The sequence below is a fragment of the Myxococcus sp. CA039A genome (assembly GCF_013336645.1).
GTDB lineage: Bacteria > Myxococcota > Myxococcia > Myxococcales > Myxococcaceae > Myxococcus > Myxococcus llanfairpwllgwyngyllgogerychwyrndrobwllllantysiliogogogochensis.
This window is the reverse complement of sequence record NZ_JABUMQ010000319.1, coordinates 1-13,063: the sequence shown is the minus strand read 5'-3', so window position 1 is coordinate 13,063 and position 13,063 is coordinate 1. Positions and strand designations below refer to the sequence as shown.

General features: G+C 68.7%; 10 protein-coding genes. 6 read left to right on the top strand and 4 right to left on the bottom strand.

Annotated elements, in window-relative coordinates:
• Positions 1 to 21 precede the first annotated feature (21 nt).
• Positions 22 to 963: an ABC transporter ATP-binding protein gene (locus HR086_RS37665; protein ID WP_141649503.1), complete on the bottom strand. Its 942-nt coding sequence runs from the start codon at positions 961 to 963 to the stop codon at positions 22 to 24.
• Between the two features lie 253 nt (positions 964 to 1,216).
• On the opposite strand from HR086_RS37665, the gene HR086_RS37660 reads away from it, so the two are divergent.
• Positions 1,217 to 4,264 (top strand): carboxypeptidase-like regulatory domain-containing protein, encoded by a 3,048-nt coding sequence (locus tag HR086_RS37660; RefSeq protein ID WP_174468044.1) that lies wholly within the window; start codon positions 1,217 to 1,219, stop codon positions 4,262 to 4,264.
• A 73-nt stretch (positions 4,265 to 4,337) separates the two neighbouring features.
• Here HR086_RS37660 and HR086_RS37655 read toward each other — a convergent pair whose 3' ends face one another.
• Positions 4,338 to 4,769, bottom strand: coding sequence for a hypothetical protein (locus HR086_RS37655; RefSeq protein WP_174468043.1), 432 nt, complete (start codon positions 4,767 to 4,769; stop codon positions 4,338 to 4,340).
• 246 nt (positions 4,770 to 5,015) lie between these two features.
• Between HR086_RS37655 and ettA the strand changes: the two genes are divergently transcribed.
• From ettA to HR086_RS37640, 3 genes are all read left to right on the top strand, one after another.
• A complete protein-coding gene (gene ettA, locus HR086_RS37650) occupies positions 5,016 to 6,695 on the top strand; it encodes an energy-dependent translational throttle protein EttA (RefSeq protein WP_141648596.1) in 1,680 nt (559 codons plus the stop codon).
• A gap of 136 nt (positions 6,696 to 6,831) precedes the next feature.
• Positions 6,832 to 7,290, top strand: a complete 459-nt coding sequence (locus tag HR086_RS37645) for a hypothetical protein (RefSeq protein ID WP_174468042.1) — start codon at positions 6,832 to 6,834, stop codon at positions 7,288 to 7,290.
• A gap of 433 nt (positions 7,291 to 7,723) precedes the next feature.
• A complete protein-coding gene (locus HR086_RS37640) occupies positions 7,724 to 9,364 on the top strand; it encodes a LysM peptidoglycan-binding domain-containing protein (RefSeq protein WP_174456923.1) in 1,641 nt (546 codons plus the stop codon).
• Positions 9,365 to 9,656: 292 nt separating this feature from the next.
• Here the strand turns inward: HR086_RS37640 and HR086_RS37635 are convergent, their stop codons facing one another.
• Entirely contained in the window at positions 9,657 to 10,451 is a 795-nt protein-coding gene (locus HR086_RS37635) for a PH domain-containing protein (RefSeq protein ID WP_174468041.1), read from the bottom strand.
• On the bottom strand, positions 10,444 to 11,043 hold the full coding sequence (locus HR086_RS37630; protein WP_174456921.1) for a PH domain-containing protein: 600 nt from the start codon (positions 11,041 to 11,043) through the stop codon (positions 10,444 to 10,446). Before HR086_RS37630 ends, HR086_RS37635 begins: the two co-directional genes overlap by 8 nt.
• A 357-nt stretch (positions 11,044 to 11,400) precedes the next feature.
• On the opposite strand from HR086_RS37630, the gene HR086_RS37625 reads away from it, so the two are divergent.
• Both HR086_RS37625 and HR086_RS37620 read left to right on the top strand, forming a co-directional pair.
• Positions 11,401 to 12,108 carry a hypothetical protein gene (locus tag HR086_RS37625; RefSeq protein WP_246137801.1) on the top strand — a complete coding sequence of 236 codons (708 nt, stop codon included), beginning with the start codon at positions 11,401 to 11,403 and terminating at the stop codon, positions 12,106 to 12,108.
• On the top strand, positions 12,101 to 13,063 hold a 963-nt coding region (locus tag HR086_RS37620), incomplete at its 3' end, for a GNAT family N-acetyltransferase (RefSeq protein WP_174468040.1). The genes HR086_RS37625 and HR086_RS37620, both read left to right, overlap by 8 nt.

The window sequence follows — 13,063 nt, the reverse complement described above, 5'->3', positions numbered from 1 at the left end:
GCGCGGAAGAAGGGAAGGGGGTCAGGCGGCCTGGGGCGAGGGACGTCCCCGGAGGACCTCCAGCAGCACGTCCTCCAGGCGGGAGCGACGCGTCTCCACGTCGGCGATGGGCAGCCCTTCCGCGTACAGCACGCGCAGCAGGTCTCCGGCGGGGGCCACGCCCTCGCGCTCCACGTAGGTGAGCGAGCGGCCGTCCTCGGACAGGCGCGGCGTGAAGCGGCGCGTGGCCTCCGACAGCGTCGTCTGCGGCTCCTGGAAGGTGACGACCACGCGCTTCTCGCCGAAGCGGCGCAAGAGCGTGGCCTTGTTCTCCACCATCAGCAGGCGGCCCTCGTTGATGATGCCCACCCGGTCCGCCAGCTCCTCGGCCTCTTCCAGGTAGTGGGTGGTGAGAAGGATGGTGGTGCCCTCCGAGGCGAGCTTGCGCACGTACGTCCAGAGGTCGCGGCGCAGCTCCACGTCCACACCCGCGGTGGGCTCGTCCAGGAAGACGAGCTTGGGCTTGTGCACCAGCGCCTTGGCGATGAGCAGCCGGCGCTTCATGCCGCCGGAGAGCGCGCGCGTGAGCGAGTCCTTCTTGGTGTGCAGGTTGAGGGCGGTGAGCACCTCGTCCACCCGGGCCTCGTCCTGGCGCTGCCCGTAGAAGCCCAGTTGGATGCGCAAGGACTCCGCGACGGTGAAGAACGGGTCGAAGTTGATCTCCTGCGGCACCAGGCCCAACTGGTAGCGGGGGCCCACCGGGTCCTGGTCCAAATCCTTCCCGAAGACGCGGATGGTGCCGGCCGTCTTGCGGACCAGGCCGCACACACTGCCAATCATCGTCGTCTTGCCCGCGCCGTTGGGCCCCAGCAACGCGAAGATTTCTCCGGGCTGGATGGTGAGGTCCATCTGCTGCAACGCGGTGAAGTCACCGTAGCGCTTGGTGAGCCCCGTGAGCTCGAGGGCGGGAGTGGGCGTCGACATGGCGCGCTTCTCCTAACACCTCGGACCTTCGCCGTCAGAACTCCCTGCCCCGCCGTGAGACGCGTCCGCCGCGGGTCGCGCCGGGTCGCACTCCGCGTGGCGGCTCGCGTCATGAAATAGTGGCTTTCCACAATGTTCTTGTTTTGACACGGTTGAGCCTCCACGCCGGCCCGGAGGTGGGGAGGCGCGGGAGTCCCCCGAGGGACGCGGCGCCCGAAACCGGGAGTCTTCCAACGGAAGCTGGGGGTACCTCATGCCAGGTCTGCAACGCGCGAGTGCGCGGGCGTTCTTCACTTTGAGTGTGATGGTGGTCGCGGTGGCGTGCAGTCGGGAGCCGGCCGCGCCTGTTCGCGCGGACACGACACGCGGTGTGGCGCAGGCGGCGCAGAACGATGGAGCGGAGGTGCACAACCACGTCTACACGCAGGCCTTCGGGTCGGGCTGGGCGGGGCGGGTGTACCTGCCCAACGTGGAGCTGTGGGTGCGCAATGTCGCGACCAGCGTGGACAGCGTGCATGTGTTCTCGGACGTGCATGGCTTCTTCGGGGTGCCGCGTCAGCCGGCGGGAACGTACCGGCTGTGCTGGAGCGCGCCGGGCTTCGTGAGCGGATGCCAGACGACGAACTTCAGCCTGGCGGACGAGACGTTCGTCATGCCCATCCACCTGCCGCTGGTGCCGGTGCGGCCGCTGGTGTGGGGACGGGCGCTCCTGCGCGATGGCTCGGTGCCCCTGTCGCGCAACAACTTCCTGGGCGTGAATGTCGCGGCGCGGGTGCGGCTGGTGAATCCGGCCACCAACGCCACGGTGTCCTCGGAGGTGCAGGTCAACGCCCTGGGCCAGTACGCGGTGGGTGATGCGCCGGCGGGAAGCTGGAACGTGGTGGCGCGGGTGGAGGCGGAGCTTGCGGCGGCGTCGGTGCAGGTGGGCAGCGTCGTGGTGCGGCGGGACCTGGGTTTCCGCAACGCGCGGCCGGTGCTGCGCGCGCCGGTGGCGTGGCGGGGCACGCAGGCGCTGCGCAACGCGCAGCCGGGTGAAACGCTGCGACTGACGGCGCTGGCGAGCGATTCGGATGGTGACGCGCTCACGTGGCGCTGGGTGGCGTCCGCGGGCTCGGGCGCGGTGTCGGCGCAGCCCAACGCGGACGTGCTGTGGACACTGCCCTCGGCGCAGGGGCGCTTCAGCGTCTGGGCGGTGGCCTCCGACGGACGTGGTGGCGTGGCGACGAGCGAGGTGCGCGTGAGCACGCAGGGGCCGGTGGCGTACTTCGGCGGGCAGGTGCTCAACGCGCTGAACCAGCCGGTGGCCGGTGCGCGTGTGACGGTGGGAAACAAGGAGGCCATCACCAACGCTCGGGGCGGCTTCCAGCTCATGGTGGAGGAGTCGGCGCGGTACGTGCTCAACGTGCGCGCCACCGGCTTCCAGCTCCTGTCTCGCGTGCTGCTGGACCAGGCGCCGGACGGGCAGTACCGGTTGGTGCCCGCGCAGCGCTTCACGCTGATTCCCCAGGAGGAGATGACGCTGGAGGCGAGCGTGTCGGGCGACCAGCGCCCCGTGGTGCTCAGGCTCCAGGCCAACTCGCTGGTGGATGCGGAAGGCAATCCGGCGAACCAGCCGCTCACGGCGTGGCTCGCGCCGGTGGACCTGAGGGACCCGGAGGGCCGCATGCCCGGAGACCTGTCGGCGGTGACCCAAGAGGGCAACGTGGTGACGCTGACGAGCTTTGGCGCGCTGGACGTCAACATCTTCGATGACGAGGGTCGTCGCTTCAACCTGCGCAAGGAGACGCCCGCGCAGGTGTTCTTCCCCGTCGACCCGAGGCAGGCGGAGCTGCCCGCGGGCCTGCCCGAGTCCATGCCGCTGTGGTTCTACGACGAGAGCAAGGGCGTATGGGGCGAGGAGGGCACGCTGTTCCTGCAGGGGGACTCGTACGTGGGCGCGGTGCCGCACTTCTCCGTGTTCAACGCGGACATCGTCTCCACGGGCGCGGACTGCATGCGCGTGCACATCGACACCGGGCGGCTGCCGGTGCCGCTGACGGTGCGCCTCACCATCCCCAACGGGACCATCACCCCCACCGTGTACACCACCACCCTGGATGCGGCGCTCAACGCCGTCACCCGACTGCCGGCCAGCACCGTCATCAAAATCGAGGTGCTCGACTCCAACGGGCTGGTCATCAGCACCGCGACGGTGAACCCGACCACTGGGCCTGGCAACTCGAGCACCAACGCCTTGACGGTGCCCTATCCGTACTCCGTCTGCACGTCGGACGTGACGCTGACCTTGGGCGTGCCCACCGGCACCGACTTCCTCAACAACTACGGCGATGGCTCCGCGGTGACGGCGGCGGCCTACTACGCGGCCATCGACCCCGGCAGCGCGAAGCTGACGCTGGCCACGTGGAAGACGCTCAACGGCTTCGGCGCGGACGACGCCACGGCCTACTACTTCAACAACGGGGACCTGGGCTTCGGGCGCAGCATGCACATGAAGCGCGCGGGAGCGAACCGGGCCTTCTATGTGACGAACCACGCCAGCGTGGACTTCGCCACCGCCAACGTGGCGCCCATCGCCACGGTGGCCATGGAGTACAGCCCGCATCCGACGCTGCCGGGCGCGCAGTACACCAAGTTCTACGTCTTCGACGCCGTGGGCAACCGCGTGGACCGCGCGGACCTGGACGGCAACGGCGACAAGTACGTGCCCCACCTGTGCAACGTCTGCCATGCCGGAGACCCGTTCTCCGCGGACCCGCGCGGGGACCTCAACGCGCGCTTCATCCCGTTCGACTTGGAGAGCTATCGCTACTCCACCATCGAATCGCCGCCCGTCAGCGGCATCTTCCCGTTCTCCCGCGCGAGCCAGGAGGCGCAGTTCCGGGAGCTGAACAAGGCGGTGCTGGAGACCAACGTGACGACGACCATCCAGGAGCTGGTGCAGGGCTGGTACGGCGGGGCCACGCTGCCCTCCGCGACGCAGAACTCCACCTACGTGCAGCCCAACTGGGCGCTGGCTGGCAAGACGAACGAGTACCTCCAGGTGCAGGGGCCGTCATGCCGCGCCTGCCACAGCACGCGTGAGAACCAGTTGAGCTGGCGGTACTGGAGCCTGGCGGGCACGAACAACGACTTCCAGGAGCGGGGCAGCATCTACTTCGCGGTGTGCTCGCCGTTCCGGCGCATGCCCCACGCCAAGCGCACGTACCAGAACTTCTGGCTGAGCACGACGCCGCACCAGCCCAACGTCCTGGGCAACGCGGGCATCTCCGGGTGGACGCCCGCCGACCCGTGCCCGTTCTGAGTCTCGGGTGAGGTGAAGCGGACCGACACCGCCTCCGGGGGTTACACCTCGGGGGCGGTGCTCGGTGTGCGCGTCAGGGCACGACGACGAAGCAGAAGAAGGACCGGGTGGCGGAGGCCGTGGCGCCCAGCGAGTCGGTGACGGTGAACTCCACCCGGGCCGTGACGTCCGGGTCGCAGAGCCCGCTGACCCGCGAGCTCGTCGCGTTGGTGGTCCACGAGGTGACGAGGCTGTGCGTGACGCCCGTCCACGAATAGCTGTACGGGGGCGTGCCGCCGCTGGCGTTTCCGAGACACCGGAACGACGGGAAGGCGGTGGGGCTGGTGGCGCCCTGCGGGGTGCACAACGAGATGCTCGAGGCCAGCGGCGCCAGGGCCTGCTCACCCTGGGCAATGGCCGTCTCCTCCACCTCGTCGGGCCCCTCTTCCAGCGCGCCTCCACAGGCCACCGACAGCAGGGCCGCGGCCAGGACCAGGGGGAGATGGACGCTCGGCGAAACCTTCATGACTGCCTCCAGGGCAACGGGATGGAGGCGGGAGGCTAAGGGTGTAATTCAAACAATTCAATGAAGCCTGGATATTGATGGAATCGTTCAGTGCGGACCGAAGGCGCGGTTGACGAGGGCCCGGGTGCTTCGCGGCGGACGTCCGGTGCAGAGAGGGTGGGTGACCGCGGGACTCTCTCGCCTTGAGTGCGCTGTTCCACCCTGGTATCCGCGAGCCCCCACCCGCTCCAGAGCAGGAAGCCCCAGATGGCCCAGAATTTCATCTTCACGATGCAGGACCTGCGCAAGGTCAAGAATGGCAAGGAGATCCTCAAGGGCATCTACCTGTCGTTCTTCCCGGGCGCGAAGATTGGCGTCATCGGCCCGAACGGCTCCGGCAAGTCGACGCTGCTGCGCATCATGGCTGGCGTGGACACGGAGTTCTTCGGCGTGGCGAAGCCGGACCCGACCGCGAAGGTCGGCTATCTGGCGCAGGAGCCGCAGCTCGACACCTCGCTGGACGTGAAGGGCAACGTGGAGCTGGGGCTGAAGGAGATTCGCGCCTCGCTGGACCGCTTCAACGAGGTGAGCGCGAAGTTCGCCGAGCCCATGAGCGACGCGGAGATGGAGAAGCTGCTCGCCGAGCAGGGTCGGCTCCAGGACGCCATCGACGCGGCGAACGGGTGGGAGCTGGACCGCACGATTGAGATGGCCATGGACGCGCTGCGCCTGCCCCCGGGCGACGCGGACGTGACGAAGCTGTCCGGCGGTGAGAAGCGCCGCGTGGCGCTGTGCCGAATCCTGCTGGAGAAGCCGGACCTGCTCCTCCTCGACGAGCCCACCAACCACCTGGACGCGGAGAGCGTCGCGTGGCTGGAGGTCGCGCTCAAGGAATACAAGGGCACCATCGTCTGCATCACCCACGACCGATACTTCCTGGACAACGCGGCCGAGTGGATTCTGGAGCTGGACCGCGGCGAGGGCGTGCCCTGGAAGGGCAACTACTCCAGCTGGCTGGAGCAGAAGCAGAAGCGGTTGGAGCTGGAGGAGAAGTCGGAGAGCCAGCGGCAGAAGACGCTCAAGCGCGAGCTGGAGTGGGTGCGCCAGTCGCCCAAGGCCCGTCAGGCCAAGAGCAAGGCGCGCATCTCCGCGTACGAGGAGATGCTCAACCAGACGCAGGACAAGCGCGAGGCCACCGGCGAGGTCATCATCCCTCCCGGCCCCCGGCTGGGCGGCCTGGTGGTGGAGGCCAAGGGGCTGCGCAAGGCGTACGGTGACCGGCTGCTCATCGACGATTTGAACTTCAAGCTGCCGCCGGGCGGAATCGTGGGCGTCATCGGCCCCAACGGCGCGGGCAAGACGACGCTGTTCCGGATGATGACGGGCACGGAGAAGCCGGACGCGGGCGAGCTGAAGATTGGCGAGACGGTGGTGATGGCCTACGTGGACCAGAGCCGCGACGCGCTCAACGGCGACAACAGCGTGTTCCAGGAGGTCAGCGGCGGACTGGACCACCTGGACCTGGGCCGCGCGGGGCAGGTGCCCAGCCGCGCGTACCTGGCGGGCTTCGCCTTCAAGGGTCAGGACCAGCAGAAGCGCGTGAAGGACTTGTCCGGCGGCGAGCGCAACCGCGTGCACCTGGCGAAGATGCTCAAGAGCGGCGGCAACCTGCTCCTGCTCGACGAGCCCACCAACGATTTGGACGTGGAGACGCTGCGCAGCCTCGAGGACTCGCTCTTGAGCTTCGCCGGATGCGCGGTGGTCATCAGCCACGACCGCTGGTTCCTGGACCGCATCGCCACGCACATCCTCGCCTTCGAGGGCGACAGCAAGGCGTTCTTCTTCGAGGGCAACTTCCAGGACTACGAGGCGGACAAGAAGAAGCGCCTGGGCCCCGACGCCCTGGAGCCGCACCGCATCCGCTACCGCCCCATTTCAAAGAACTAGTCAGACGGGAATCTCTCCGCTCTCTCCCAGAGGGAGCGGATGCCCGGTTTTTCGGGGGTTGATGAAGGTTCACTGGCGGTTCTACCGTTGGGGAATGAACCTTCGACTCGGATGGATGTGGAGTGGAGTGATTGCCGTGGCGCTGGGCCTGGCGGCCTGCAACGCGGGGGACGTGAGCGGCGAGGAGAATGGCTCGCTGGAGACGTCCGAGGCCGCGCTCTGCAGTGTGGAGCAGACGTGTCCGAGCGGGACGCCGGTGACGTGCTCCTCTCCGACGACAGGCTGTACTTCGGGCCCTGACAACGGTGGCTGGGTGGAGTGCGACGGCGTGCGCACCTACTGTCCGCCGGCGTGTACCTGCGGAACGACGCGCTACACGGCGACCCGGTCCGGTGAAGGGGCCACCTGTGGCGCCGCGGCCACCCAGGCGCGCAGCCTGCTGACCTCCACCGTGGCCGCGAGGTGCCCGGCGGGTGGCTGCGCCATCTCTGACTCCCTGGGCACCTGCGTCCCGCTGGGTCCCAACCGCACGGATGGTTTCCGCATGAGCATCACCCGCACGTACTCCTGCAAGGAGCCCGCGAACTGCCAGTAGCCGGAAGCCCCGCGGATTCCCACGTCCGAAGCCGCGCTGACGTGAGTACCGCAGTACGGAATCTTTTCAATCACAGTGCCCTGCTGGCTCCGGCCGGCGGGGCATTGTTGTCTTCAGGACAGACACCCTCGTGGTCAGCCCAGACTCCCGGCCCGCAATTGATTGCATCAGTTTGATCAAAAAATAGTCGTGAGATTGAACGTGAATTGTGACGGATTGGTCACGGGCTCTCTGGATTTGCTGGATTAACGCGTTGCATTAACAGGCGGACAGCCCGTGCGGGGTTGTAGCGCTCCCTCTGGGGCAGGGCGAAGTTCGGTGGGTTCGCAACTTTTCGCGGATGATCTTGAAAATCCGGGAGGTGTCTGTGGATGCCCTCCCAGGTGGCAGTGATTGGGGAGGGGCGCCTCGGACCTCATAGGGAGCCATCCACATGACTGTCAGGAACAACGTCAGCAACAGGGACAACAGCAACAGCTACCGCATCCGGGAGCGCGACACGCTCAGCAAGATCGCCGCCCGGAACGGCACCACCGTGGATGCGCTGGCCCAGCTCAACAACATCGCCGACCCGAACCGGATTCGGGCGGGGACGACCATCCAGCTTCCCTCGGCCCGCGACGGGTTCGAGGGCACGACGGCCAACCCCACGCAGACCAACGTGGGCGCGCGGCAGAATCCCGGCGACACCTTTGACGCGGGCACCACCGCGGCGGCGGGCCTGACGTCCCCCAACGCGTCGGGGACGAACAACGGCTACCGCAACATCCAGGACCTGGGCGCCTTCACCCGCGGCGGCTCCAACTCCGAGGCGGCCATCGTCGTCGGCACCTCCGAGGGCAACCGCCGTCCGGACGGCTCCTTCACGGCCAGCTACGGCGGCCACACGGACCCGGGCAACGCGGCGCACAACCGTGGCTCGTTCTCCTACCAGGGCACGGGCGCCAACACCCCGCAGCAGGCCGACCAGATCTGGAACCGCGAGCTGACCAACGCCACGCCGCGCTACGAGGCCGCCGCCCGCGCCGCCGGTCTGGACCCGAACAACGCGCTGCTGGCGTCCACGTACTTCGATTTGCACACCCAGTCGCCTCGCGCCGCGCAGAACTTCATCAACCGTGAGATGCCCCGGCTGGCGCAGGACCCGCGCGGCGTCACCCGCGACTCGCTCATCGATGCGCGCGTGAACGCGTACCGCAACGACCAGGGCGTCCTGCGCGCCGCCGGCTTCAACCACAGCGAGTCCCGCCTGCGCGCCGACCAGACGCGCCGCGAGACGGCGCTCGTCACGGCGCTGGATGCGCGTGGCTATCGCTCCGGTACGACGCAGGCCGACGGCGTTCCTCAGGGCCAGGTCCCGGTGCCCACGCCGCGCCCTGTCTCGGAGAACCCCACGGTCGCCCCGACGCCGCGCCCGGCCTCCGAGCGCCCCACGGCCGCGCCCACGCCGCGCCCGGCCTCCGAGCGCCCCGCCACCACGACCAACGGCGCGACGCCGACGAACCTCAACGACACCGAGCGCGTCGCGGCGACGACCGACCGCGCGGCCGTGCAGACGCGCACCCCGTGGATCAGCCAGTACGACGCCAGCCAGGTGGAGCGCGCTGGTGACAAGGCGTGCTTCCGCGCGGCGACGGCGATGGCTCGGCAGAGCGGCGCCAACGTGACGGACGTCACCCGCCGCATCCAGGTCGCCACGGGCGAGGGCCCCAACGGCATCACCGTGGACCGCCAGGCGGCGGAGCGTGGCCGGAACTACATCGACCAGCAGCTGGCCGCGGGCAAGCCGGTCGTCGTGGGCGTCAACCACAAGTCGACCGCCAACGTGGGCAACGCCGACGGCATCACCGACCACTTCGTCGTCATCACCGGTCGTGGCGTGGACCAGCAGGGCCGCACCTACTACACGTTCAACGACCCGGCGACGCGCAACCAGAGCCGTGGCGCGGACACCAACCCGAACAACCGCTTCTACGTCGACGAGAACACCGGCGGCCTCACCCGCCCGGGGCCCCGCACGGGCTACGTCGTCGGCCGCCAGTTCGACGTGTCGATGATTCGCCCCAACGCGTAGTCGTCGCCTGACGCGCGGAAGGACAGAAGCCCGGCGGCCCAGGTGGCCGACCGGGCTTCTTCATGTCCACGAACTGGAGCGGAGTGGCTCGTCGGCACCGCTCACGAGTTCCGAGGAGTCGAGCGAGGCGAGAGGGCGGCCCCGCCAGCACACTGGCCAAGGTTGCTGCTCACGAGGCGCGAGGCGTCGCGCGCGCCGCTGGCTCCGTTGGGCAGGGGTAACGCACACGAGGCCCGAGGAGTCGGGCGCGGCGAGAAGGCGGCCCCGCCGGCACAATGGCCAATCGAGCCGCTTACGACGCCCGAGGAGTCGCGCGCGCCGCCGGTCGCTCCGCCAGCGTGCCTCGCAGCGCGCGGACCTCGGCAAGCACCTCGTGCGCCGCCTCCAGTGTCGACGGAGCCGGCGCGGCTGTGGGCTCCGGGTTCGTGGCCAGCTCCGAGGGCTCGCCGAGGCCGGTGTCCCGGTGTTGCCGCACGCACTCCATGATGGCGTCGCGAATCGCCTCGGGGTTGCTCACGCCCCGGAAGCGGGCCTCGTGCAGGTGCTCCTGCATGTCCGTGTCCGACTCGCGGGAGCGCGAGCCACTGCCTCCGCCCGCCGTCTCCACCTTCACGTCGGCGATGCCCAGCACCCGCTGGACGGGGTTCTGCTGGATGGAGATCTGCTGGATGTTGGCGAAGGTCATCGTCTTCTCCCGCAGCGACATGACGCCCTCGCGGACGCGCAGGCTCCGGTCCGTCAGCGCATACCAGCGCAGCTCGTAGTCGAGCCGGACCACGAAGAAGCTCAAGGGCAGCACCAGCACCAGGAAGCCCAGCCACGCGACGACCTCCACCGCGTAGATGAGCGTCGTCACGAGCGTCGTGGCGGGAAGGCCGCGAAGCATGGGCGCGAGCATCTGGCTCAGGAAGGCCCATGCCACCACCGCGCCCACGACGGCCACCACGTGCTTGAACCCCAGCAGCACCCGTCGATAGAGCAGGTACTGCGGCGCCGCGCGGAACACTCGCATTGTGCCCTCGGGAAGCTGGGGCTCGGGGTCCACCTTCAAGAACCGCAGGAGCCAGGCGTGGGGCACGTCACTCATCCGCCTGCTCCTTCGCGGTGCGCGCGCCCAGCTCCTGACGGAGCGCGCGGACCTCGGCGGCGACCTCGCGCAGCGCGGCCGTCAGCGCCTCCGACTCACCTGTCGCCAGCGCGGAAGACTTCGCCACGGCGGAGCCCCGGTCCCGGGTGCCGCGCATCTTCGAGTAGAGCAGGTCGCGCATCGCCTCGAAGTCCTGGATGCCCTCGATGGTGATTTCCGCCTGGGCGCTGCCGCTCGCCGTCTGAATCTGGATGCGCGCGAGTCCCAGCCACCGCTCCACGACATGGCTGGACAGGTGGATGTCCTGGATGCGCGCATAGGTGAGGGACACCTCGCGTCGGAAGAGGATGCCCCACCGCATGGTGATGCCCTCCTCGTCCAGCTCGTAGCGCAGCGTGCGGAACTTGAAGTAGCGCAAGAGCGCGAGGATGGGGAACCCAGGTCCCGCCAGCAGCGAGCCGAGCAGGTAGTTGGTGAGCAGGCTCGAGTGTGGCTGCAGCACCGTGGGCAGCTTCCACGGCGAGGCGGGCCGCGCGGGCACGAGCGCGGGCTGGGGTCCGGGCGGGGATGTCACGGGACCGCCGAGAGTCATGAAGGGCTCACCTGGGTGCTCCTCCGGAAATCGCTGTCTGTTCTCAACGTGTGGGCGCGACACCCATTTCATACGCTGGTCCACCTGTGCCGTCATGTCCCCCGGGATGAGGCTGCGTCCACCAGGCCACCGCGCCCGAGACTCGCGTGCGGCGCCTTGCGAGGCGTGGGCTCGTCGGCTCATGGACAGCGGTCCTTGAGAAGTCGAGAGGCCGCTTCGGCGGTGCCCCACTCCGAGACGTGTTGCCTGTGGAGCACGTCACGATTGCGGGCCAGGGCTGATTCATCAAAAACAGACCCGCGAGGATTCCGGCCCGCGGGTCTTTGCTCCGCATCCGCGCACCCTACCGTGGCGCGCATGAACCTGATGCGCTGGCTGAGTCTCGAGGAGATGTTGTCGGGGATTGAAACACCGGAGGGCTGCTCCGCGGAGCAGCTCGCGCGGGAGGACCTCCCTCGACTGACGGCCCTGCTGGAGAGCTGGTATCCGGACATCCGGGTCGGCACGGAGAGTCGTCACCTGGAGCCCTCGTTCTACGAGCGGGAGTTCTTCCTGCGAGGCGAGTCTCCGGACCGCTCGCTGTACGGCATCCTCGTGCGTGACCGCGCGAGCGGGGACATCATCGGCCTGCTGACGATGGAGCGGAACGTGCGCGGGCTGCAGCTTTCCGCGGCGCTGGGTGTCTTGGAGCCCTCGCGGCGCGGGCTGGGCATCGGCTTCCTGGGCACCGCGGCGCTGGAAATCGTGGGCCGCAACATCGGCGCGGAGGTGGTGCTCTACTACTCCACGCTGAAGACGGCGCGCGCGCAGCGCAACGCGGAGAACCAGGGCTTCAAGCTGGTGGGCCTGGTGCCCGCCTTCGACGTGGATGCCATCGCCCCGGGCAAGGTGAAGCGCGTCTACGAGGCGCTCTATTCGAAGGTCCTCGTGGAGTCGGAGCGCATCCATCTTCCCGAGTGGGAGGCGCTGACGCCCTCCACCCGCGCGCTCTACACGCACCTGTTCGGTCCGCATCCGGCGCAGACCGCCAGCGTCCCCGCTCCGTCGGAGCGCCTGCATGGTTGAGGTGCGGACCTACGAAGGGGACGCGGTGGATGCGTCCCAGTTCGTCAACCGCGTCTGGGGCAAATACTACGGAGCGCAGGGGCCGCTGACGGACTTCCAGCCTCGGATGCTGGACTGGTTTCTCTTCGGCAACAGGCTCGCGACGCGAGAGTACCGTCTGGCCGCGTACTCGGGTGGGAAGCTGGCGGGAGTCCTGTTCGCGGAGCCCATCCGGCTCCGACTGGGGACTCGTACCGTGGAAGGCACGTACGGGAGTTGGCTCAGTGTGGACCCCGCGTTCCGAGGAACGGGCGTGGGGCAGAAGCTGACGGAGACAATGTCCTCGCGTCAGCGCGAGCGCGGCGCCTTGCTCATGCTGGGCTGTATGGAGGATGGCAGTGTGGCGGAGCGCTTCTGGAGGAAGACTCCTGGCCTGCGGGCCTTCGACACGCTGGGCATGTGGCTTCACGTCTTCGACGCGGCGGCGGTGGCGCGCTGGTCCAAGACGGCGGCCGAGCGCGCGCTCTTCACGCTCGCGCGGCCGTGGCTGCGCGGGAGCGCTCCGTCCGTGGACACAATGGAGGGCATCCGGCCCTATCGTCCGGAGGACCTGCCTGCGTGCATGGCGCTGGTGGAACGGATGATGGAGTCGGTGAGCCTGGGATACGCCTATACGCCCGAGCGGCTCGCGCATCAGCTCCAGTACCGGGACGTGCCGCGCACCCTCGTCCTGGAACGCGACGGCGCCGTGCGAGGATTGGTCAACTTCTACACGCTTCAGATGAATGCCCGGGGCCCGCTGACCATCGCCCTGGTGGACCTGCTCGCCTTCCACGCGTCGGTGCCGCGCGCGGAGCAGAAGCGCCTCTTGCGCGTGGCCATGCGGGACATGGTGGAGCAGGGGGCGAGCTGCGCGGTGATGCTCCGGGGGCCGTGTGTGTCCAGTCGGCTGATGCTCGGGGCGGGGTGGCTGCCC

Bases quoted from the DNA above. Each gene is read 5' to 3' on its own strand.
- HR086_RS37635 (WP_174468041.1), bottom strand. From the start codon at position 10,451: ATGAGTGACGTGCCCCACGCCTGGCTCCTGCGGTTCTTGAAGGTGGAC.
- HR086_RS37640 (WP_174456923.1), top strand. From the start codon at position 7,724: ATGACTGTCAGGAACAACGTCAGCAACAGGGACAACAGCAACAGCTAC.
- HR086_RS37625 (WP_246137801.1), top strand. From the start codon at position 11,401: ATGAACCTGATGCGCTGGCTGAGTCTCGAGGAGATGTTGTCGGGGATT.
- HR086_RS37660 (WP_174468044.1), top strand. From the start codon at position 1,217: ATGCCAGGTCTGCAACGCGCGAGTGCGCGGGCGTTCTTCACTTTGAGT.
- ettA (WP_141648596.1), top strand. From the start codon at position 5,016: ATGGCCCAGAATTTCATCTTCACGATGCAGGACCTGCGCAAGGTCAAG.
- HR086_RS37655 (WP_174468043.1), bottom strand. From the start codon at position 4,769: ATGAAGGTTTCGCCGAGCGTCCATCTCCCCCTGGTCCTGGCCGCGGCC.
- HR086_RS37630 (WP_174456921.1), bottom strand. From the start codon at position 11,043: ATGACTCTCGGCGGTCCCGTGACATCCCCGCCCGGACCCCAGCCCGCG.
- HR086_RS37665 (WP_141649503.1), bottom strand. From the start codon at position 963: ATGTCGACGCCCACTCCCGCCCTCGAGCTCACGGGGCTCACCAAGCGC.